This is a genomic window from Streptomyces sp. NPDC001507 (assembly GCF_042894765.1).
In the GTDB taxonomy this organism is placed as follows: Bacteria; Actinomycetota; Actinomycetes; order Streptomycetales; family Streptomycetaceae; genus Streptomyces.
The window spans coordinates 271,470-292,584 of the sequence record NZ_JBIAVV010000012.1; the positions used below are offsets into that span (position 1 = coordinate 271,470).

Consider the following 21,115-nt stretch of genomic DNA (forward strand, 5'->3'; position numbering starts at 1 on the left):
GACCGGTGTCGGTCGCGGGGGCCTCGGACTGCCTGGCGGCGGTGATCAGCCCTTGCGGGCCTTGACCTCCTCGGTCAGCTGCGGGACGACGTCGAAGAGGTCGCCGACCACGCCGAAGTCGACCAGCTCGAAGATCGGGGCCTCGGCGTCCTTGTTGACGGCCACGATGGTCTTCGAGGTCTGCATGCCCGCGCGGTGCTGGATCGCGCCGGAGATGCCGTTGGCGATGTACAGCTGCGGGGAGACGGACTTGCCGGTCTGGCCGACCTGGTTGGTGTGCGGGTACCAGCCGGCGTCGACGGCGGCACGCGAGGCGCCGACGGCCGCGCCGAGGGAGTCGGCGAGCGCCTCGATGATCGCGAAGTTCTCGGCACCGTTGACGCCGCGGCCGCCGGAGACCACGATCGCGGCCTCGGTCAGCTCCGGACGCCCGGTCGACTCGCGCGGGGTACGGCCGGTCACCTTGGTGCCGGTCGCCTTGTCCGAGAAGGTCACCGCGAGGGCCTCGACGCTGCCTGCGGCCGGGGCGGCCTCGACGGCGGCGCTGTTGGGCTTGACCGTGATGACCGGGGTGCCCTTGGAGACGCGGGACTTGGTGGTGAAGGACGCGGCGAACACCGACTGGGTGGCCACCGGGCCCTCGTCGCCGGCCTCCAGGTCGACGGCGTCGGTGATGATGCCGGAGCCGATGCGCAGCGCGAGGCGGGCGGCGATCTCCTTGCCCTCCGCGGAGGAGGGGACGAGGACGGCGGCCGGGGAGACGGCCTCGACGGCGGCCTGCAGGGCGTCGACCTTCGGGACGACCAGGTAGTCGGCGTACTCGGACGCGTCGTGGGTGAGGACCTTCACCGCGCCGTGCTCGGCCAGCGCGGCGGCGGTGTCGGCGGCGCCGTTGCCCAGCGCGACGGCGACGGGCTCGCCGATGCGGCGGGCCAGGGTCAGCAGCTCCAGGGTGGGCTTGCGGACGGCACCGTCCACGTGGTCGACGTAGACGAGGACTTCAGCCATGGGAATGCTCTCCTGCTTGGATCAGTTGAGGGGCGGTCGGCGAGTGCGGGGCTCAGATGAACTTCTGGCCCGCGAGGAACTCGGCGAGCTGCTTGCCGCCCTCGCCCTCGTCCTTGACGATCGTGCCCGCGGTGCGGGCCGGACGCGCGGTGGCGTCCTGGACCGCGGTCCAGGCACCCTCCAGGCCGACCTCCTCCGCCTCGAGGTCGAGGTCGGACAGGTCCCAGGACTGAACCGGCTTCTTCTTGGCGGCCATGATGCCCTTGAAGGACGGGTAACGCGCCTCACCCGACTGGTCGGTGACGGACACGACCGCCGGCAGGGAGGCCTCCAGCTGCTCGCTCGCGGCGTCGCCGTCGCGGCGGCCCTTGACCGTGCCGTCCTCGACCGAGACCTCGGAGAGCAGGGTGACCTGCGGGACGCCGAGGCGCTCGGCGAGCAGGGCCGGCACGATGCCGGCGGTGCCGTCGGTGGAGGCCATGCCGGAGACCACCAGGTCGAAGCCGGCCTTCTCGATCGCCTTGGCCAGCACCAGCGAGGTGCCGATGGCGTCGGTGCCGTGCAGGTCGTCGTCCTCGACGTGGATCGCCTTGTCCGCGCCCATGGACAGCGCCTTGCGCAGCGCGTCCTTGGCGTCCTCGGGACCCACGGTCAGCACGGTGACCTCGACGTCGTCGTCCGAGTTCTCCGCGATCTGCAGCGCCTGCTCGACCGCGTACTCGTCCAGTTCGGAGAGGAGACCGTCCACGTCGTCACGGTCGACGGTCAGGTCATCGGCGAAGTGCCGGTCGCCAGTGGCGTCGGGCACGTACTTCACAGTGACAACGATCCTCAGGCTCACGCCGGCTCTCCTACTGCATCGTCTCTTCTGGGCTGCCTCTTGCAGGCAGCATAGGCGCCTCAAGCGGCTCATCCCGGTCGGGGCGGCCGCGCGCTCCGAACGAAATATTACTCACCAGTACACCCAGTTCGTTCCCGCTAAGCAAGCGCTTTGAACTGTGACCTTCGCAACGCAGCGTAACCGGAACTCGACGCGTTCGCAGAACGAGGGGCGTGTGAACCGCGGAACCAGGGGTGTGTGATCAGTCCCGCAGCCCGTTGAAGGCGCCCTGGTGGTACAGGAGCGGCCGGCCGGCGCGGGAGGGATCGCCGACGAGCACCTCGGCGAGCACGATCCGGTGGTCACCGGCCGGCACCCGCGCCACGACCCGGCACACCAGCCACACCAGCACGTCGTCGAGGACCGGGACGCCCTCGTGGCCGTCGCGCCAGCTGGTGGGCGCCCCGAACCGGTCGGCGCCGCTGCGCGCGAAGGTGGCGGCGAGCTCCGCCTGGTGCTCGCCGAGGATGTGCACGCCGATGTGCTCGGCGGTGGATATCGCAGGCCAGCTGGAGGCGCCCGTGCCGACACCGAAGGAGAGCATCGGGGGCTCGGCGGAGACGGAGGTGAGGGAGGTGGCGGTGAAGCCGACCGGGCCGTGGGCGCCACGCGCGGTGATCACCGCCACACCGGCCGCGTGCCGCCTGAAGGCGGAGCGGAGCAGGTCGGGAGAGGCGAGCCGAGGGGCGCCGAGGTCGGGCGTGGCCGTCATGGAGTTGTCCTTCTTCGGGAGGCGGTCGTCGGGTCCGGGGCTGCTCAGCAGCCCGGACAGCGCGCGCTCGCCGTGCGGGCCAGGTCCACGTGGACCCGTCCGAAGAGAAGGAGTTCCTGAGGCATACGGTCAGGCTGACGATAGGTGGTGCGCCCAGTCAAGTACGTTCCGCGATATGGGAGGTGCCTCACCGTCATCGTCATCGCCGTCAGACCGCCTCGCCCAGCGCCGCGATGACGTCCGCCTTGCGGGGCTGTCCGGTGGCCCGGCGCACCACCCGGCCGGCCGCGTCGAGCACCAGCACGGTGGGGGTCTTGAGGATCTCCAGCTCGCGCACGAGGTCCAGGCGGGCCTCGGCGTCGATCTCGACGTGGGTGACGCCGGGGACCATCCCGGCGACCTCGCCCAGCACCCGCCGGGTGGCCCGGCAGGGTGCGCAGAAGGCACTGGAGAACTGCACCAGCGTGGCCCGTTCGCCCAGCTCGCCGCCGAGTTCGGCCGCCCCGAGCCGCTTGCCGTCGTCGCGCCCGCGCACCCGTACCCTCCCGCTCCGCCGCCTGTGCAGCACTCCGTAGACGCTCGCCGCCGCGAGCACCGCCACGCACACCACCAGTCCGGTCATCACCGGACAAGGATCCACGAGACGGCTCACCGAAGGGAAAAGCGTTCACAAGACTGCAAAGATTCCCGACTCCCCTGCCGGCCCGCGGGGCGGAATCCTTGGTTCATGGACATCGACGCACGTGGGCCGCGGTTCGCGGCGGCCGTGACGACGGCCGTACTGGCCGCCGCACTCATCACCCGAAACCCCTGGATCCTCGCCTGGCAGACGCTGGCGTTCGCGCTCGGCGCGGCCGGCGGGGTGGCCAAATCACCTTACGGCTGGGCGTTCCGGACACTCGTACGACCGCGTCTCGGCGCCCCGACCGAGTTCGAGCCGCCGGAGCCCCCGCGGTTCGCACAGGCGGTAGGACTGGTCTTCGCAGGGCTCGGCCTGACCGGATTCGCGCTGGGCCCCGCATGGTTGGGCCTCGCGGCGACCGGCCTCGCGCTCGCCGCGGCCTTCCTCAATGCGGCGTTCGGGTACTGCCTGGGGTGCGAGATGTTCCTGCTCATGCGGCGGTTGACGGCCCGCCCGGAGTAAAGGCGCGTTAAAAGCGCGAGGTGGATCAAGGGACCCAACGTGACGAGGATCTCGCCACGCCCGGGCACCAGGGCTGGCTACCCGTCCGTTCTTCGGGCACGATCTGCGAGACGCCGTAAACCTACGGCTCCGTAACTTCCCGCCGGGAGCCCCTTTCCCAGGCAGAGCAGAAAGGGTCCGCCCCGCCCATGGCAGAGCTGGTCTACCGTCCCGTCATCGGTTTCGCCAAGACGCTGTTCAAGGTCTGGGACCTCAAGATCGACTGCCAGGGTTCGGAGAACATCCCGCGCTCGGGCGGCGCCGTGCTGGTGAGCAATCACATCAGCTATCTGGACTTCGTCTTCGACGGCCTGGCCGCGCTGCCGCAGAAGCGCCTGGTGCGGTTCATGGCGAAGGAGTCGGTGTTCCGGCACCGGATCTCCGGCCCGCTGATGCGCGGGATGAAGCACATCCCGGTGGACCGCAAGCAGGGTGAGGCCGCCTACCAGCACGCGCTGGACTCGCTGAAGTCCGGTGAGATCGTGGGGGTCTTCCCGGAGGCCACGATCTCCCAGTCCTTCACGCTGAAGAGCTTCAAGTCGGGTGCCGCGCGTCTCGCGCAGGAGGCCGGCGTCCCGCTCGTGCCGATGGCCCTGTGGGGCACCCAGCGCATCTGGACCAAGGGCCAGGCGCGCAACTTCAAGCGGAACCACCTGCCCATCACCATCCGGGTCGGCGAGCCGGTCGACGCGCCCCGGGACCAGTACGCGGGCGCCATCACCCGCCGGCTGCGCGAGCGCGTCCAGGAGCTCCTCGACGCCGCCCAGCGCGCCTACCCCGCCCGCCCGAAGGACGCTTCCGACACCTGGTGGCTCCCGGCCCACCTGGGCGGCACGGCTCCGACGCTGGACCAGCTGAAGGCCGCCGAGGCGGTCTGAGGGCGGGCCACGGGGGCCCGCCTGCGGCTTCCCTGAGCTTCATGCACCTGCCATCATGAAAGGTGGCTGCGTGTCCGGTGTGCCTGGGGGGAGCCTGTGGCCCAGTCCGACGTGCCGGTGGCCTGGATCGGCCTGGGTGGTGTGGTGGTGGGCGCAGGGGCCACAGCGCTCGGGGCCAGGTACACGTCGATGAGTGGCATCAAGGCCGCGACCGTGCCGCAGCTCGACCCTCTGCAATCCGAACTCCTCGCCTTCACCGCACCGTTCATCGAGGCCAGGATCCAGCTGATGCCCACCCTCGACGGGCTCACCCCCGCCAACCAATGGACGCGGATCGCACCCACCCTGCCTCGCTCGGCCCCGAAGTGGTGCTCGATGGCGTCCAATCCGCTCACGCTCTACGAGATGCCGGGGATCGTCCGGAGCAAGGCGCACCGCGTCGACGGCGCGATCCGCTCGCACCAAGCGCGCAGTGCGGCCACCCTGGATCCCGCCGCCCACTCGGCCGTACGCCTCCTGCACAGGGAGCTCGGCGATCTGGTCAACGAGTTCTCCCGCGCCTTCAAACGGCTGGCCAAGCGAGGCATGGGCGTGATGTGAGGGAGCGGGCCTCGCGCGGCCGGCGGGGCCACCGGCGGGCACGCCGCGACCGACGCCCGCCTAAAGGGCGTCGGGGAGCGTCTTCCAGAGGTACGGGCGGTCCGGTGCCGCCTGGAGGGCGCCGAGCACAGCCGGATGAGGTTCGGCATACAGGAGTGGATAGTCCATCTCATCGGACTGCGGGTCGGGGTCCCAGGCCAGCCGTTCGCCGGCGAGGGAGAACTGCGCGTCCAGCCCCGGCTTGTTGCCGCGCGGGTCCTGCCGGTGCCAGGCGCCGTGGAAGCGGACGGCGACCAGGCCGTGCACGACGTGACCACCGGCGTCGTCGTGCGTGAGGCGCTGGTAGCACAGGGCCGTGGGGATGTCCTCGGCGCGCAGCAGTGCGGCCAGGGCATGGGCCTTGGCATGACAGATGCCGGTACGTCGCTCCAGCACGTCCGAGGCCCGCCAGGTCACGCGCAGATCGCCGGAGTCCTGGGAGTGCGGGATGGCATCGCGCACGAACTCGTACGCGGCCCGTGCATAGCCATACGAGTCGTCGACTCCCGCAGCCAGCCGAGCGGCCGTCTCCAGGACCAGCGGATGGCGATGGTCGATGACCTCGTCAGCAGCCAAGTAGGCAGACAGGTCAGCGGCGTTCTGGATCAGCTCCATGCCCGCAGAGCATAGGAATGCGATCACCCAGGCGTCAATGAATTTTCGCTCAACCGCATATCTATGCAATAGAGGGGCTGTGCAGTGCCCCTTCAGGGGCGCGGGGAAGTGCGCGACCAGCCACCACGGCGCCGCAGCCGAAAGACCACGGCACCCCGGCGGAGCCCTCAGCGCGCCATCTCCTCCTTGAGCGCCGCCACGAACGCGTCCACGTCCTCCTCGGTCGTGTCGAAGGCGCACATCCAGCGCACGTCCCCGGCCGCCTCGTCCCAGAAGTAGAACCGGAAGCGCTTCTGCAGGCGCAGGCTCACGTCGTGCGGGAGGCGGGCGAAGACGCCGTTGGCCTGCACCGGGTGGAGGATCTCCACGCCGTGCACGGCCCGGACGCCCTCGGCGAGCCGCTGGGCCATCTCGTTGGCGTGCCGGGCGTTGCGCAGCCACAGGTCCTTGGCGAGCAGGGCCTCCAGCTGGACCGACACGAAGCGCATCTTGGAGGCAAGCTGCATGGACAGCTTGCGCAGGTGCTTCATGTGGCTGACGGCGTCCTGGTTGATCACCACGACCGCCTCGCCGAAGATCGCGCCGTTCTTGGTGCCGCCCAGCGAGAGGATGTCCACGCCGACGGCGTTGGTGAACGTGCGCATCGGGACGTCCAGGGAGGCCGCCGCGTTGGCTATCCGGGAGCCGTCCAGATGGACCTTCATGCCGTGCGCGTGGGCGTGCTCGCAGATCGCGCGGATCTCGTCGGGCGTGTAGAGGGTGCCCAGCTCGGTGCTCTGGGTGATGGACACCACCTGGGGCATGGCGCGGTGCTCGTCGTCCCAGCCGTACGCCTGCCGGTCGATGAGGTCCGGGGTGAGCTTGCCGTCGGGGGTGGGCACGGTGAGCAGCTTGAGCCCGCCCATGCGCTCGGGGGCGCCGCCTTCGTCGACGTTGATGTGCGCGCTCTCGGCGCAGATCACCGCGCCCCAGCGGTCGGTGACCGCCTGGAGCGCGACGACGTTGGCGCCGGTGCCGTTGAAGACCGGGAAGGCCTCCGCGGTCGCCCCGAAGTGGCTGCGGACGATCCGCTGGAGGTTCTCCGTGTACTCGTCCTCGCCGTAGGCCACCTGGTGGCCGCCGTTGGCGAGGGCCAGGGCGGCCAGCACCTCGGGGTGGGCTCCGGCGTAGTTGTCACTGGCGAAACCGCGGACCTGCGGGTCGTGGTGGCGACGCGCGTCGGTCTTCGGAGGGTTCACGGCTTCTCGGTCAGCCACAGACGGTTTCCGTTCACTTCGGCGGCGGACTTGCTCCAGACGCCCTCGATGGCCTCGGCGAGGTCCTTGACGTCCGTGAAGCCCGCGAACTTCGCGTTGGGACGCTCGGCGCGCATCGCGTCGTGCACCAACGCCTTCACCACCAGGATGGCAGCGGCGGAGGTCGGGCCCCCGGGCCCCCCGGCCTTGCGGAAGTAGTCGGCCAGCGCGAGCGTCCACGCCTCGGCGGCGGCCTTGCCCGCGGCGTACGCGGCGTTGCCCGCGGTGGGCCTGCTCGCGGCGGCGGCGCTGATCAGGACGTACCGGCCGCGCTCGCTGCGCTGCAGCGCCTCGTGGAAGGCGAGGGAGGTGTGCTGCACGGTCTTGACGAGCAGCAGCTCCAAAAAGTCCCAGTCGTCCAGGCTGGTCTTGGTGAAGGTCTCGCTGCCCCGCCAGCCGCCCACCAGGTGCACGAGACCGTCGACGCGCCCGAAGTCCTTCTCGATGTGGGTGGCCCAGTCCCGGGTGGACTGGAGGTCGAGCAGATCCACCGTGTCACCGGTGACGGTCGCGCCGCCGGAGGCATAGCGGGCCGCGTCCACCGCCTCCGACAGACGCTGCGGGTCGTTGTCCGCCCCGACGACGGTCGCGCCGGCCTCGGCCAGCCGCATCAGCGTCGCGCGCCCCGCGGGTCCGCCCGCGCCGGCCACCGCGATCACCGCACCTCTGAGAGCCCCGTTGCCCACCATGTCGTTCCCCTCTTGAGCCGTGTTCCGCAGCCCGTCGCTCACGCGGCGACCGGCTCGGCGCTGTCCGCGGTGATGCCCTTGGTCTCGGCGATCACATTCTTCAGCTTCTTGGACAGGGCCTCGTAGAACATGCTCAGCGGAAACTCGTCGGGAAGCACGTCGTCCACGAGCTTGCGCGGCGGAAGGGTCAGGTCCAGGGCGTCCGGTCCCTTGGCCCACCTGGAGCCCGGGTGCGGCGCGAGGTAGGTGGCGACCAGCTCGTACCCGGCGAACCAGTGGACGAGCTTCGGGCGGTCGATGCCGTCCTTGTACAGCTTCTCGATCTCGGCGCACAGCTGGTTGGTGACCTGCGGGGCGCGCTCCCAGTCGATGGCGAGCTTGTTGTCGGTCCAGCGGACCACGTCGTGCTTGTGCAGGTAGGCGAAGAGCAGCTGGCCGCCGAGCCCGTCGTAGTTGCGGACCCGGTCGCCGGTGACCGGGAAGCGGAACATACGGTCGAAGAGCACCGCGTACTGCACGTCACGGGCCTGCGGGACGCCGTCGGCCGCCAGCTTCACGGCCTCCTTGAAGGCGGTGAGGTCGCAGCGCAGCTCCTCCAGGCCGTACATCCAGAACGGCTGGCGCTGCTTGATCATGAACGGGTCGAACGGCAGGTCGCCGTGGCTGTGGGTGCGGTCGTGGACCATGTCCCACAGGACGAAGGCCTCCTCGCAGCGCTTCTGGTCGTGGACCATCGCGGCGATGTCCTCGGGGAGTTCGAGACCCAGGATGCCGACGGCGGCGTCGGTGACCCGGCGGAAGCGGGCGGCCTCGCGGTCACAGAAGATGCCCCCCCAGGAGAATCGTTCCGGCGCCTCGCGCACGGCGATGGTCTCGGGGAAGAGGACGGCGGAGTTGGTGTCGTAGCCGGCCGTGAAGTCCTCGAACTTGATGCCGCAGAAGAGCGGGTTGTCGTACCGGGTGCGCTCCAGCTCAGCCAGCCAGTCCGGCCAGACCATCCGGAGCACGACCGCCTCCAGGTTGCGGTCCGGGTTGCCGTTCTGCGTGTACATCGGGAAGACGACCAGGTGCTGGAGGCCGTCCGCGCGGCCCGCGGCGGGCTGGAAGGCGAGCAGCGAGTCGAGGAAGTCGGGCACCTGGAAGCCGCCGACGGCCCAGCGCCGCAGGTCCGTCACCAGCGCGTGGTGGTAGTCGGCGTCGTGCGGGAGCAGCGGGGACAGCTCCTCCACGGCCTCGACGACACGCCGCACGGCCGCCTCGGCGTCGGCCCGTGCGGGCGCGCCCTCGGCCTCGAAGTCGATCGATCCGTCCTTCGACTGCCATGGCCGGATCCGCTCCACGGCATCCTTGAGCACGGGCCACGCCGGGTGCTCGACCACCCTGGTCACGGGAGAGACCTGTCCCTCCGAACCCACCTGCACAAGAATTTCCGTCATGACCCATCCTCCACGGGAGAAGCTTCCGTGGGGACACCGTATGCGTACGGGGTTTCTCCCAGCAAGGGGGCCCTCAGGAAATTATCCTGCGGCACCCCTTCTTCACCGCGCTTTTTCCTGCGTGAAACCGTGAAGGCGCTCACATTCACTACGACCGGTGACGAGGCGTCAGCTCCGGCGGACCGCACGGATCCGGCCGGTCAATGGGCGAGGGGACGCGCCCACCACCGGGTGACCGCCGACCGGGGCACGGGCCAGGTGCCGCGCGCCCGGCACACCAATCCCCCCGTGTACGTACGGGTTCATCGCGACGGGCGGCCATTAGGCTGCGCCCAGCCGCGTGGACAGCGACGTCCGTCGTACGGTCCGCACGCCTGCCCCACCGCCGCCGTCGACGGAAGCGAGTTGAATCTTGAACTTCCTTACCATCGGTCACCGCGGAGTCATGGGCGTCGAGCCCGAGAACACCCTCCGTTCCTTCGTCGCCGCCCAGCAGGCCGGCCTCGACCTGATCGAACTCGATCTTCACCTCAGCAAGGACGGCGCCCTGGTCGTCATGCACGACGCGGAGGTGGACCGCACGACCGACGGCACCGGACCGATCGCCGAGAAGACCCTGGAGGAGCTGCGCGGGCTGGACGCGGGCCGGGGCGAGCGGGTACCGGTGTTCGAGGAGGTCCTGGACGCGGTGCGGACGCCGCTGCAGGCCGAGATCAAGGACGTGGCCGCGGCCAGGGCGCTGGCCGAGGTCATGCAGCGGCGGGACCTGGTGTCCCGGGTGGAGGTGTCCTCGTTCCACGACGAGGCGGTCGCCGAGATCGCCCGGCTGGTGCCGGGGGTGCGCACCGCGCTGATCGCCAGCCGCTACGGCACCGATGTCGTGGAGCGGGCCCAGGAGGCGGGCGCGGCCACCGTGTGCCTGAACATCCGCAGGCTGACCCTGGAGGTCGTCGAGCACGCCCGCAAGGCGGACCTGCGGGTCATCGGCTGGGTCGTGAACACCCAGGACGATCTGCGGCTGGTGCGCGCGCTCCAGCTGGACGGTGCGACGACCGACTACCCGGAGATCAAGCGCACTGCCCGCTTCACGGCCTGACCAGCGGCCCGCGCCTCACACCAGCTGCTTGACCAGCAGCTCGAACTCGAGGTCGGCGCGCTGCGGAATGCCGAAGCGCTCCTCGCCGTACGGGAACGGGGTCGTCTTTCCCGTACGGCGGTAGCCGCGCCGCTCGTACCAGGCGATGAGGTCCTCGCGCACCGAGATCACCGTCATGTGCATCTCGGTCACGCCCCAGTCCTCGCGCGCCTGGCGCTCCGCCTCGGCGATGACGGCCTTGCCCAGACCGGCGCCCTGGAGGGCGGGGCTCACCGCGAACATGCCGAAGTAGGCGTGGTCACCACGGTGTTCGAGCTGGCAGCAGGCGACGACCCCGCCGTCCCGCTCGACGACGAGCAGCTTGCCGTCCGGCGCCTTGATCACTTCGAGGACGCCCTCCGGGTCGGTGCGCTGCCCCTCCAGGATGTCCGCCTCGGTGGTCCAGCCGGCCCGGCTGGCGTCGCCCCGGTAGGCCGACTCGATCAACGCGACCAGGACGTCCACGTCGGCGTCGGTGGCGTCGCGGAAGGTCGGTCCGGCGGCGACGTTCTCCATGGGCGGGTTCTCCGTTCTCCAGCGCTACTGAGCCGGCCCCGAGCCTATCCCCGCCCCCTTGCTCCCCTTCCCGGCACCCGTGCCACCCAGCTCCCGCCCTGGCCTGCCACTACGCTCCGGTCGCATGGTGCATGTACTGAGCAGCCGTACGCTGATCCACCCCACCGACCCCGAGCGGTCCCGCGCCTTCTACGGTGAGCGGCTCGGGCTCGCCGTCTACCGCGAGTTCGGCGAGGGCCCGGAGCGCGGCACGGTGTACTTCCTCGGCGGCGGGTTCCTGGAGGTCTCCGGCCGGTCGGACACGCCGCCCTCGCCGGCCGTGCAGCTGTGGCTGCAGGTCGCGGACGCCGCGGCGGCGCACGAGGAGCTGGTGGCGAGGGGCGTCGCGATCGTGCGCCCGCCCGTGAAGGAGCCGTGGGGCCTGGTCGAGATGTGGATCGCCGATCCGGACGGGACCCGGATCGTGCTGGTGGAGGTACCGGCCGACCACCCGCTGCGGTACCGGCCGGAGATCTGAGCGGCCAGACGGCGGTGCCGCGCCGTGTCGCAGGACGTCTGCGGCGCCGTCGTGGCTGGATCAGACCCGCAGCACGCCCGTCCTGCCCTCCAGTCGGCCCAGCAACTCCGCAAGGAGCCCCGCCAGTTCGCCCTGACCCTCGGGGGCGAGGACGGACAGCACGGCCGTCTCGTAGGCGAGCTGCTCGGGCAGGATGCCGTCGACGAGGTCGCGGCCCGCGTCGGTGAGGCGGAGGTGGGCGACCCTGCGGTCACGGGCGTCGCCGCGCCGCTCGACCAGGCCGCGCTCGGTGAGCTGCTTGAGGCGTTTGGTGACGGCGGCGCCGGAGGAGAAGGTCTCCTTGGCGAGTTCGCTCGGGGTCAGCTCGTGACCGGTGCGGCGCAGCGCGCCGAGCAGGTCGAACTCGGGACGGCTGAGGCCGGCCCGGCGCAGCGGGGCGTCCTCGGCCTGCTGGAGGAGGGCCGCGCAGCGGTTGATCCGGCCGATGACCTCCATGGGACCCGTGTCCAGCGCGGGATGGACGCTCCGCCACTGCCGGACCACGGCCGCGACCGTGTCGTCCCGGCCGGCGCCACCGCCCGCACCGCCTCCCACACGGCCTCCCGCGGCCCCGTCCGCGTCGCTCCCGGCCGCCGGTCGTCCGCTGGTCGCCGTCATGGCCGTAGGTCCTCCGTTGTCCTCGCGCCGTCCCAGGAGTGCGTTCCCTGGCGTCGTACCGTCGCGGCGAGCGTACGGTGTCCGGACTGCTCGGCGAGCACGACCCGCTCCTGGGGCAGCACGCGCTGCCACCACTCCCCGGACGCGGCGTCGGCGGCGGCGCGCAGGTCGGCCAGGGCCGCGGACAGGGCGCGCCGGGCGGCCTCCAGTGCGCGCGGGGCCGGCTGCGGCCCGGCGAGCAGCCGGGCGGCCTGTTCGCGGGCCTGTTCGACGGCGGTCAGGGCGTCCCCGATGCGGTCGCCGGCCCGGCGGTTGGTGACGACGACGGCGGTTGCGAAGCCGACGAGCGCGCCGACCAGGGTGTCCACGACCCGCTCGGTGATCAGCTGTCCCGCGTCCTGGGTGCGGGCGAACTCGGTGACCAGCAGGGCCATCGGGGTGACGCAGACGCTGCCGAGCCAGTAGTTGCGGCCGATCAGCGCCTCGGCGCCGAAGTTGAAGGCGAGGCAGCACAGCACCAGGGCCGCCGGGTGGAGGTGGGCGAGCGGTACGACGGCGGCGAAGACGAGGACACCGAGGAGGTTGCCGACGACGCGCTGGACGCCCCGGCTCCAGGTGAGGGTGACGTTGGCCTGGTAGAGGGAGGCGGCGGTGACCAGCGCCCAGTAGGGGCGGCCGACACCCAGGGCGAGGGAGGCGTAGCCGGCCAGGGCGCAGCCGAGCGCGGTGCGGACGGCGAAGGGGGCGAGCGGGCCGAGCCGGCGCCACAACGGGCGCCTCGGGGCGGAGAGTTCGGCGTCGATGCCGAGCAGGTCGTCGTCGGCGCCGGCGACGCGTGGGACGCGTCCGGTGCCGCCGAGGGCGCGGGCCCAGCCGCGCAGCAGCGCCGGGTCGGCGTCGGCCGGGGCGGCGAGGGCGACCTCGGCGCGGACGACGAGGTGTTCGAGGGCGCGCCGGGTGCGGTCGGTGCGGGCGCCGGTGGCCAGCAGGGACTGCCAGGCGGCCTGCACGGCGCCGGCCGCGGCGGCCCGGGCCCGGTCGGGGCCGTCGCCGGTGCCGGTGCCTGTGCGGCGGGTGTCGGCGTAGGCGGCGGTGGCGTTCAGGGCCTGGGCGGTGGCCCGGCGCTCGGGGCCGTGCGGGCGCAGCAGCCCCGGGGCCATGCCGACCAGCCAGGCCCAGGCGCCCGCCGCGAGGGCGAGTCCGACGTGGCCGGGGACCTGGCCGAGGGTCTGCGGGGCGAACAGGGAGGCGGAGCTGATGAAGGTGAGGACCACGTTCCCGGGCGGGCCGACGCGGGTGGCGTCGCAGAGGACCTTCTGCACCGCGGCCATGAGCGCGCCGACGGTGACCAGGACGACGGCGTCGGTGGTGAGCGAGGCGGCGGTCAGGGCGACGGCGAGGCCGCCGACCATGCCGAGGATCACCCACGCCAGGGTGCGGGCGCGGGCGGGGTAGGGGCGGTTGTGGCCGTAGAGGGCGCACAGCGATCCGGCCATCGTGTACATCGCCAGGTCGAGGCGGCCGAGGGCCAGCAGCGCCAGGTTGGGCGGGGCGACCGCGGCGACCACGCTGCAGGCGGGCTTGAACCAGATGTCGGAGGGCCGGCCGAGGCGCAGCGCACCGGCGAGGGGGAGACGGCGGGTGGTCGTAGGGGGCGCGGTGCTCATACCCATCAATTTAGCATGTGTTTTACTCGTAAAACATTCTCGAACACCCCTGGTCACCGGCTGTGCTCCGGCGAATGCTCCCCGTGTACACCCTTGCGCTCGCGTGCGCGCCGTACGGCCGGGGCATCGCATTCAACGACGTGACGTCGAGCGGGGAGGTGCGCCGTGCACGGACCGGCTTCGCCCGGCTGGCTGCTGGTCGCGCTGTGTGCGGCGACCGGGGCCTACTGCCTGCTGCGGATGCGCAGCAGTGTCCTGGAACAGCGGCGCGCCGCGGGCGGCGAGGCGCTGATGGGGTTCGGCATGGCCGTCATGGCCGTGCCCGCGACGGTGTTCACGCCGCCGGTGTGGGCCTGGCCGGCGTATGCGGCGGTGTTCGGCGCGGCCGCGCTGCGCGCCCTGTGGAGCGCCCGCAGCAGCTCGCACCATCTGCACCATCTGGTCGGAGCGGCGGCGATGGTCTACATGGCGGTGGCGATGGCGGCCGCCCCCGGCGCCCACCATCACGGCGGTGCCGGAGTCCCGCTGGTGACCGGGTTGCTGCTGCTCTACTTCACCGGCTACGTGCTGCTGTCCGGTGCGCGGCTCGTCCCGGTCGCGGCGGCCGCCGGGACGGGGGCCCTCCGATGGGGCGACCGGCCGGAGTTGGCGCGGGCGTGCCGGCTGTCGATGGGGATCGGCATGGTGGCGATGCTGCTTGCACTGTGAGGACGTGACGGCACGCGCGGCGCAGACGTTGCCTGCGTCACTTTGGCGTATTGGCCTGTACCCGTGGGCGGTCCCCCGCTCATAGGGTGCTGGCCATGATGGTCCCCGTGGCACTGCTGCTGCTCGGCGCCCTGGCCGCCGTGGCCGGCCCCCGGCTGCTCGCCCGGGCCGACTGGACGGACCAGGAGCCGGTGGTCGCGCTGTGGGTGTGGCAGTGCGTGGTGGCGGCCGTCCTGCTGTGCTGCGCGCTGTCGATGACACTGAGCGCGGCGGCGGCCTGGCAGGCGGTGCGCGGACACGTGTTCGCGACCGCCCCGAGCGGGGTGGTGGACGCCTACGCGCTCGGCACGACCGGCCCGTGGGCGGCGGTGACCGCGGTGGCCCTCGCCTGCGCCGGGCTGTGGAGCGGGGCGATGCTGGTACGGGAGATCGCCCGGACCAGGACCAGACGCCACCGGCAGCAGGCCGAACTGCTGCTCAGGTCACCGCTGTTGCCCGGCGAGGAACCGGCCGGCGGCCGGCTCGTCGTTCTCGAGGGGGAGCGCCCGGACGCCTGGTGGCTGCCCGGAGCGGCACCCCGACTCGTCGTGACCACGGCCGCGTTGCGTCGGCTGAAGGGGCGTCAGCTGGACGCGGTCCTCGCCCACGAGCAGGGCCACGCACAGGCCCGGCACGACTGGCTGCTGCACTGTTCGGCCGCGCTGGCGGGCGGGTTCCCGCAGATCCCGGTGTTCGCCGCGTTCCGGGACGAGATGCACCGGCTGGTCGAACTGGCCGCCGACGACGTGGCCTCGCGGCGCCACGGCCGCCTCACCACCGCGCTCGCCCTGGTCGAACTCAACGAGGACCGGGGGGTGTTCGGCCCCGGGCCGACCCCGCACGCCCATGTCCCGCAGCGGGTCGACCGGTTGCTCACCGCCCCGGACCGCCTCCCGGCCCGGCACCGGCTGCGGCTGACCGCGACGGCCGCCCTGGTCCCGGTCGTCCCGGTACTGGTGGCGCTCGTACCGAGCCTGCGCGCCCTCGGGTAGGGCCGTACCCGTCAGGGGAATTGCCCCACGGGCAATGATTCGGCAAAGATCACGTCATGTTCCCCCCACGCGGCGACCGCCCGGCTCTCCTTCTCACGACCGCCGTCCTCGCCCTGTCGTCGGCGCTGCTGCTCGCCCTCGTCGCCGGCGAGTGGCCTCCCCTGGTCGCGGTGGACGAGGGCGTCGCCGAGACCGCCCACCGCTGGGCCGTGGCCGACCACGGCACCACACAGGTGCTGCGGATCCTGGCGGACCGGGTCTGGGACCCGCTGACCATGCGCCTGCTGTGCGCCGCGGTCGCGGGGTGGCTCATGTGGCGGCACTCGGCGTGGCGGACCGCGCTGTGGCTGACCCTGACCTGTGCGTTCGGCACGGTCGCCCAGCAGTCCCTGAAGGCCGCCGTGGGCCGCCCGCGTCCGGTGTGGCCGGATCCGGTCGACTCCGCCCGTTACCCGGCCTTCCCGTCCGGGCACGCCATGACGGCGACGGTGGTCTGCGGCCTGCTGCTGTGGCTGCTGCACCGCTGCGGCGCCGGTCGCGCGATACGGCGCACGGCCCTCGCCGCGGCCGGGCTCTCGGTCGTGGGCGTCGGCCTGACCCGGGTGTGGCTCGGCGTCCACTGGCCCTCGGACGTGCTCGGCGGCTGGCTGCTCGGCGCCCTGGTGGTGGCGCTGGCGGTGCTGGCGTACGAGTGGGAGCGCGACGGCCGGGGACGCCCCCGCCGGTAGCCCCTCCGCGGCCCGTGCCCCGCCGGCCGTCGGTAGAGTCCGGCACATGACTGCCGTGCTCTTCGACTTCTCCGGGACCCTCTTCCGTATCGAGTCCACCGAATCCTGGCTGCGGGCGGTGCTCGCCGAGGCAGAAGTACCGCTCACCGAGGCCGAGTTGACCGAGACGGCGCGGGCGCTCGAGACGGCCGGGGCACAGCCCGGCGGGGCCTTCCCGGCCGAGCTGCCCGCGGAACTGTCCGACGTGTGGGCGGTGCGCGACGAGAGCGCGGAACTGCACCGGGCCGCCTACACCGGCCTGTCCCGCCGGGTGGCGCTGCCCGACCCTGCCCTGCACGACGCCCTGTACGAGCGGCACATGGACCCGCGGGCCTGGTCCCCGTACCCGGACGCGGCGCGGGTCCTCGGCACGCTGCGCGAGCACGGCGTCGGGGTCGGCGTGGTCAGCAACATCGGCTGGGACCTGCGCCCGGTCTTCCGCGAGCACGGGCTCGACGCCTACGTGGACACCTACGTCCTGTCGTACGAACACGGCGTCCAGAAGCCGGACCCCCGGCTCTTCACGGTCGCGCTGGAGGCGCTCGGCGCCGAGGCGGAGGAGACGCTGATGGTCGGGGACAGCAGGCCGGCCGACGGCGGGGCGGCGGCGCTCGGCTGCCGCGTGCACTTCGTGGATCACCTGCCGGTGGCCGAACGCCCGGACGCGCTGCTCGCGGTCCTGGACCTGGTGGGCGCGGCCCGCCGACAGGTCACGCCCACCCAGGCCTGACCTGTCGCGCCGTCCGCCCGAGACGCTCCCCCGTGTCGCCCCGGACGGACGGCAGCCCTGAACAGGCCCCGCACAGGGCGGTGCCCACTGCGTCGATTATAGTTGGCTGGCAGCCAGTCAACGCAGGAGTTCCAGGATGTCCCCCCGCAGCCGCTCGGTCAATGAAGAATTGCGCAGGCGTTCGCGTGAGCGGTTGCTGCAGGCCGCGGTGGAGCTGGTCGACGAGCACGGTTTCGAGGCGACCACGCTGGGCGCCATCGCGGACCGGGCGGGGTCGGCGCGCGGACTGGTGTCGTACTACTTCCCCGGCAAGCGCCAGCTGGTCCAGTCCGCCGTGCACCGGCTGATGCACCGCACGCTGGAGGAGGCGCTGGAGCACGAGCCGCGCACCGAGGACGGGCGGGAGCGGCTGGCCCGGGCCATCGACGCGATCCTGGGGCTCGCGCAGGACCGTCCGGTGCTGATGCGCCAGCACATGGCGGGCCTGCTCCAGGCCGAGGGCTTCGTGCAGTGCCCCGAGCAGCGGCGGCTGGCGGAGCTGCTGGGCGACACCGTCGCCCGTTACGGCTCGCACCACGTCGAGGCCGACTACCCCATGCTGCGCGCCATGCTGATGGGCGCGGTGTACGCGGCGCTGGTGCCTGGTGTGCCGATGCCGATCCCGGCACTGCGGGCGGAGCTGTTCGAGCGCTACGGGCTCGACCGGGAGCTGGGCCTGCCCCGGGAGTCCGCGACCGCGGCCGAACGGCGGGACCTGTCCCGGTTCTTCGCCACCGAGGACCGGTCCGAGCCCGGCGCGGAGCCCGGACCCGAAGCCGGCTAGGCGGCCTCCGGCTTCGGGGATTCCGCAGAGCACACCTCTCGCGACTACACAACGCGCTCACATGATCACACTCCGGGCATGCTGACACGCATTCACGTCACCCCAGCGGCTCCTGCCCAGGCGGCCGGGCCGGTGGGATGCTGGAACCACCAGCCCCTCGGGCAAGGAGTCTCCCGTGTTGCGTGTCGCCGTCGTCGGCTCCGGGCCGAGCGGGTGCTACACCGCCCAGAACCTCGTCCAGCTCGACCCCACGGTGTGCGTGGACGTCCTGGACCGGCTGCCGTGCCCGTACGGCCTGGTGCGGTACGGCGTCGCCCCGGACCACGAGAAGATCAAGTCGCTGCAGGGGAACCTGCGCACCGTGCTGGAGCACGAGCGGGTGCGGTTCCTCGGCGGCGTGCGGGTCGGGGGCGCGGGCGGGCTGCCCGTGGAGCGGCTGCGGGAGCTGTACCACGCGGTGGTGTACTGCGTGGGCGCCGCGACCGACCGGCGGCTCGGGATCCCCGGCGAGGAACTGCCGGGCAGCTGGTCGGCGACCGAGTTCGTGTCCTGGTACAGCGCGCATCCGGACGCCGTCGACGCCGGGTTCGTGCGCGACGCCCGGTCGGCGGTGGTCATCGGGGTGGGCAACGTCGCGGTGGACGTGGCACGGATGCTGGTCCGGGGCATGGCGGAGCTGAGCCCGACCGACATGCCGCAGGCGGCCCTGACGGCACTGGCGGCGAGCCGGATAAGAGAGGTCCACGTGGTGGGCCGGCGGGGGCCCTCGCAGGCGCGGTTCACCACGAAGGAGCTGCGCGAGCTGGCCGGGCTGCCGGAGACCGGAGTCCGGGTGGAGCCGGACGACCTGGCGCTCGATCCGGCCTGCGCCGACCCGTCCGCGCTGCCCGCGGCCCAGCGCCGCAACGTGGAGGTGCTGCGCGGCTGGGCCGAGGCCGGCGCCCGGGGCGCGGACCGCAGCATCCGGCTGCGCTTCTTCCTGCGCCCGGTGGAACTGCTCGAGGACGGCGGCCGGGTGGGCGCGGTGCTCTTCGAGCGCACCGAGCCGGACGGCGGCGGCGGGGTGCGCGGCACCGGGCGGTACGAGACGGTCGAGGCGCAGCTGGTGCTGCGGTCGGTCGGCTACCGCGGGGTGCCGCTGGAGGGGCTCCCGTTCGACGAGGAGAGCGGCACCGTGCCGCACGAGGCGGGCCGGGTCCTGGACAGCTGCCTCGGCATGCCCGGCGACTACGTGGCCGGCTGGATCAAGCGCGGCCCGACCGGTGTCATCGGCACCAACCGGCCCGACGCCAAGGAGACGGTGACCTCCCTCCTGGAGGACGCGCCGGCGCTGCTGCGCAAGGCGGTGCCGGAGGATCCGGTCGCCGCGCTCCGCTCGGCCGGCATCGAGCCGGTCCCGTGGACGGGATGGCAGGCGATCGAGCGGGCCGAGGCGGCGCTCGGCGCCCGGCTCGGCCGGAGCGTGGTCAAGCTGGCCGACTGGAACTCCCTGCTGGCGGCGGCGCGGACCGGGTCGTAGCGGAGCGGGATCCGCCCGCGTCCAGGTGGGCATGACACGTATCGGCAACAGACCGGAAATCAACAAACTGTTCAAACCGCTTACGGTCTCGTGCTGTCCGGATGTCGTCCCCGCTCTGGAGTCCCCATGGCCACCACCAGCGCCTCCGTCCATCCCGTCGACGAGGTCCCACCCGTACGGCAGTTGACCGCGTTCGGCCTCCAGCACGTGCTCGCGATGTACGCGGGCGCGGTCGCCGTCCCGCTGATCGTGGGCGGCGCGATGAAGCTGTCGCCCGCCGACCTGGCGTACCTGATCACCGCCGACCTGCTGGTGTGCGGCATCGCCACGCTCATCCAGTGCGTCGGCTTCTGGCGCTTCGGCGTCCGGCTGCCGATCATGCAGGGCTGCACGTTCGCGGCGGTCTCGCCGATGGTCCTCATCGGCACGACGGGCGGTGGACTCCCCGCGATCTACGGCTCGGTGATCGTCGCGGGCCTGGCGATCATGCTCCTGGCACCCGTCTTCGGCAGGCTGCTGCGCTTCTTCCCGCCCCTGGTCACCGGCACGGTGATCCTGATCATCGGGGTCTCGCTGCTGCCGGTGGCCGGCAACTGGGCGGCGGGCGGCGCCGGTGCGAAGGACTTCGGGGAGCCGAAGAACCTGGCGCTGGCGGCCTTCGTGCTCGCGGTGGTGCTCGGTGTGCAGCGGTTCGCGCCCGCCTACCTCGCCCGGATCGCGGTCCTGATCGGCATCGCGGTGGGCCTGGCGGTGGCGGTGCCCTTCGGGTTCACGGACTTCAGCGGGGTCGGGGACGCCTACTGGCTCGGCATCAGCACGCCGTTCCACTTCGGGGCGCCCACGTTCCGGGCTTCGGCGATCGTGTCCATGCTGGTGGTGGCCCTGGTCACGATGACCGAGACGACCGGTGACCTGCTCGCGGTCGGCGAGCTGACCGGCCGGCGCGTCGAGGCGCGCTCCCTGGCCGACGGCCTGCGCGCCGACGGCCTCTCGACCGTCCTCGGCGGTGTCTTCAACACCTTTCCGTACACGGCGTTCGCGCAGAACGTGGGCCTGGTCGGGATGACCCGGGTGCGCAGCCGCTGGGTGGTCGCTGCGGCCGGCGGCATCCTGGTGCTGCTCGGCCTGCTGCCCAAGCTGGGCGCGGTGGTCGCGGCGATTCCGGCTCCGGTGCTGGGCGGCGCGGGCCTGGTGATGTTCGGCACGGTCGCGGCGAGCGGCCTGCGCACGCTGGCGGCCGTCGACTTCCACGGCAACAACAACCTGACGGTGGTCGCCGTCTCGGTGGCGGTCGGCGTGCTGCCGGTGGGCGTGCCGACGGTCTACGCGAAGTTCCCCGACTGGTTCCAGACGGTGATGAACAGCGGCATCAGCGCGGGCTGCCTGACGGCGATCGTCCTGAACCTGCTCTTCAACCACCTGCCGTCGAGGGCGGATTCGGCTCCGGGGACGGTCCCCACCGGAGCCGAGTCCGCATAGCTCACCGCCCCCGGAACAGCTCCGCGGACACCGCCGCCGGCGCCCCGCACCCGGCCGGGTCGAGGTGCAGCCAGTCCCCCACCACGCGAGCTCGGCCATCACCTGCAAGGGAGCCGTGGCGGGGGGGGGCCCCCCCCCCCCCCCGCGGCGGGGGGCCCCCCCCCCCCCCCCCCCCCGCCCCACCCCCCCGCGCCGCCCCCCCGCCCCCCCCCGCCCCGGTGGCCGGGGGCC

23 protein-coding genes are annotated in these 21,115 nt (G+C 72.4%); 12 read left to right on the top strand and 11 right to left on the bottom strand.

The genetic code is table 11. The features are described 5' to 3' along the window. Positions 1 to 45: 45 nt before the first annotated feature. From ACFY0K_RS35460 to ACFY0K_RS35475, 4 genes are all read right to left on the bottom strand, one after another. Positions 46 to 1,008, bottom strand: a complete 963-nt coding sequence (locus ACFY0K_RS35460) for an electron transfer flavoprotein subunit alpha/FixB family protein (RefSeq protein ID WP_390643273.1) — start codon at positions 1,006 to 1,008, stop codon at positions 46 to 48. Between the two features lie 52 nt (positions 1,009 to 1,060). Next, positions 1,061 to 1,849: an electron transfer flavoprotein subunit beta/FixA family protein gene (locus ACFY0K_RS35465; protein WP_093497572.1), complete on the bottom strand. Its 789-nt coding sequence runs from the start codon at positions 1,847 to 1,849 to the stop codon at positions 1,061 to 1,063. Between the two features lie 241 nt (positions 1,850 to 2,090). Then, a complete protein-coding gene (locus ACFY0K_RS35470; protein ID WP_351956143.1) occupies positions 2,091 to 2,600 on the bottom strand; it encodes a flavin reductase family protein in 510 nt (169 codons plus the stop codon). A gap of 208 nt (positions 2,601 to 2,808) precedes the next feature. Then, positions 2,809 to 3,222: a thioredoxin family protein gene (locus tag ACFY0K_RS35475; RefSeq protein ID WP_351956432.1), complete on the bottom strand. Its 414-nt coding sequence runs from the start codon at positions 3,220 to 3,222 to the stop codon at positions 2,809 to 2,811. Positions 3,223 to 3,327: 105 nt separating this feature from the next. Here ACFY0K_RS35475 and ACFY0K_RS35480 point away from each other — a divergent pair, with 105 nt between their 5' ends. From ACFY0K_RS35480 to ACFY0K_RS35490, 3 genes are all read left to right on the top strand, one after another. Beyond that, a complete protein-coding gene (locus tag ACFY0K_RS35480; RefSeq protein ID WP_390643274.1) occupies positions 3,328 to 3,744 on the top strand; it encodes a DUF4395 domain-containing protein in 417 nt (138 codons plus the stop codon). A gap of 188 nt (positions 3,745 to 3,932) precedes the next feature. Beyond that, a complete protein-coding gene (locus ACFY0K_RS35485) occupies positions 3,933 to 4,661 on the top strand; it encodes a lysophospholipid acyltransferase family protein (protein ID WP_390643275.1) in 729 nt (242 codons plus the stop codon). A 96-nt stretch (positions 4,662 to 4,757) separates the two neighbouring features. Beyond that, positions 4,758 to 5,261: a hypothetical protein gene (locus ACFY0K_RS35490; RefSeq protein WP_390643276.1), complete on the top strand. Its 504-nt coding sequence runs from the start codon at positions 4,758 to 4,760 to the stop codon at positions 5,259 to 5,261. A gap of 60 nt (positions 5,262 to 5,321) precedes the next feature. On the opposite strand, the gene ACFY0K_RS35495 is transcribed toward ACFY0K_RS35490, so the two are convergent. From ACFY0K_RS35495 to ACFY0K_RS35510, 4 genes are all read right to left on the bottom strand, one after another. Beyond that, complete coding sequence (locus ACFY0K_RS35495) at positions 5,322 to 5,915, bottom strand: transglutaminase domain-containing protein (RefSeq protein ID WP_390643277.1); 594 nt, start codon at positions 5,913 to 5,915, stop codon at positions 5,322 to 5,324. A 167-nt stretch (positions 5,916 to 6,082) separates the two neighbouring features. Then, positions 6,083 to 7,153, bottom strand: a complete 1,071-nt coding sequence (locus ACFY0K_RS35500; RefSeq protein WP_351956138.1) for a low specificity L-threonine aldolase — start codon at positions 7,151 to 7,153, stop codon at positions 6,083 to 6,085. Then, entirely contained in the window at positions 7,150 to 7,896 is a 747-nt protein-coding gene (locus ACFY0K_RS35505) for an SDR family oxidoreductase (protein ID WP_352363102.1), read from the bottom strand. The genes ACFY0K_RS35500 and ACFY0K_RS35505 overlap by 4 nt, the downstream gene beginning before the upstream one ends. A gap of 41 nt (positions 7,897 to 7,937) precedes the next feature. Next, positions 7,938 to 9,335 carry a DUF6421 family protein gene (locus tag ACFY0K_RS35510; RefSeq protein ID WP_390643278.1) on the bottom strand — a complete coding sequence of 466 codons (1,398 nt, stop codon included), beginning with the start codon at positions 9,333 to 9,335 and terminating at the stop codon, positions 7,938 to 7,940. A 412-nt stretch (positions 9,336 to 9,747) separates the two neighbouring features. Here ACFY0K_RS35510 and ACFY0K_RS35515 point away from each other — a divergent pair, with 412 nt between their 5' ends. Continuing rightward, on the top strand, positions 9,748 to 10,431 hold the full coding sequence (locus ACFY0K_RS35515; protein WP_390643279.1) for a glycerophosphodiester phosphodiesterase: 684 nt from the start codon (positions 9,748 to 9,750) through the stop codon (positions 10,429 to 10,431). Positions 10,432 to 10,446: 15 nt separating this feature from the next. On the opposite strand, the gene ACFY0K_RS35520 is transcribed toward ACFY0K_RS35515, so the two are convergent. Then, the gene (locus ACFY0K_RS35520; RefSeq protein WP_390643280.1) at positions 10,447 to 10,986 is read right to left on the bottom strand and encodes a GNAT family N-acetyltransferase; all 540 of its coding nucleotides are present in this window, start codon (positions 10,984 to 10,986) and stop codon (positions 10,447 to 10,449) included. A gap of 124 nt (positions 10,987 to 11,110) precedes the next feature. Here ACFY0K_RS35520 and ACFY0K_RS35525 point away from each other — a divergent pair, with 124 nt between their 5' ends. After that, positions 11,111 to 11,503, top strand: coding sequence for a VOC family protein (locus ACFY0K_RS35525; protein ID WP_390643281.1), 393 nt, complete (start codon positions 11,111 to 11,113; stop codon positions 11,501 to 11,503). A 60-nt stretch (positions 11,504 to 11,563) separates the two neighbouring features. Here the strand turns inward: ACFY0K_RS35525 and ACFY0K_RS35530 are convergent, their stop codons facing one another. Then, a complete protein-coding gene (locus tag ACFY0K_RS35530) occupies positions 11,564 to 12,160 on the bottom strand; it encodes a MarR family winged helix-turn-helix transcriptional regulator (RefSeq protein WP_390643282.1) in 597 nt (198 codons plus the stop codon). Further along, positions 12,157 to 13,827, bottom strand: coding sequence for an FUSC family protein (locus ACFY0K_RS35535; protein ID WP_390643283.1), 1,671 nt, complete (start codon positions 13,825 to 13,827; stop codon positions 12,157 to 12,159). The genes ACFY0K_RS35530 and ACFY0K_RS35535 overlap by 4 nt, the downstream gene beginning before the upstream one ends. A 165-nt stretch (positions 13,828 to 13,992) precedes the next feature. On the opposite strand from ACFY0K_RS35535, the gene ACFY0K_RS35540 reads away from it, so the two are divergent. The 7 genes from ACFY0K_RS35540 to ACFY0K_RS35570 all read left to right on the top strand — a co-directional run bounded on the left by ACFY0K_RS35540 (position 13,993) and on the right by ACFY0K_RS35570 (position 20,884). Further along, entirely contained in the window at positions 13,993 to 14,535 is a 543-nt protein-coding gene (locus tag ACFY0K_RS35540; protein WP_390643284.1) for a DUF5134 domain-containing protein, read from the top strand. Positions 14,536 to 14,630: 95 nt separating this feature from the next. After that, the gene (locus ACFY0K_RS35545) at positions 14,631 to 15,566 is read left to right on the top strand and encodes a M56 family metallopeptidase (RefSeq protein WP_390643285.1); all 936 of its coding nucleotides are present in this window, start codon (positions 14,631 to 14,633) and stop codon (positions 15,564 to 15,566) included. Between the two features lie 56 nt (positions 15,567 to 15,622). After that, a complete protein-coding gene (locus tag ACFY0K_RS35550) occupies positions 15,623 to 16,294 on the top strand; it encodes a phosphatase PAP2 family protein (protein WP_390643286.1) in 672 nt (223 codons plus the stop codon). Positions 16,295 to 16,340: 46 nt separating this feature from the next. Next, positions 16,341 to 17,063 carry an HAD family hydrolase gene (locus ACFY0K_RS35555; RefSeq protein ID WP_390643287.1) on the top strand — a complete coding sequence of 241 codons (723 nt, stop codon included), beginning with the start codon at positions 16,341 to 16,343 and terminating at the stop codon, positions 17,061 to 17,063. Between the two features lie 136 nt (positions 17,064 to 17,199). Then, positions 17,200 to 17,886, top strand: coding sequence for a TetR/AcrR family transcriptional regulator (locus ACFY0K_RS35560; protein ID WP_390643288.1), 687 nt, complete (start codon positions 17,200 to 17,202; stop codon positions 17,884 to 17,886). Positions 17,887 to 18,061: 175 nt separating this feature from the next. After that, positions 18,062 to 19,405 (top strand): FAD-dependent oxidoreductase, encoded by a 1,344-nt coding sequence (locus tag ACFY0K_RS35565; RefSeq protein ID WP_390643289.1) that lies wholly within the window; start codon positions 18,062 to 18,064, stop codon positions 19,403 to 19,405. A gap of 126 nt (positions 19,406 to 19,531) precedes the next feature. Next, positions 19,532 to 20,884 carry a nucleobase:cation symporter-2 family protein gene (locus ACFY0K_RS35570; protein ID WP_390643290.1) on the top strand — a complete coding sequence of 451 codons (1,353 nt, stop codon included), beginning with the start codon at positions 19,532 to 19,534 and terminating at the stop codon, positions 20,882 to 20,884. The last annotated feature ends 231 nt before the right edge of the window (positions 20,885 to 21,115 follow it).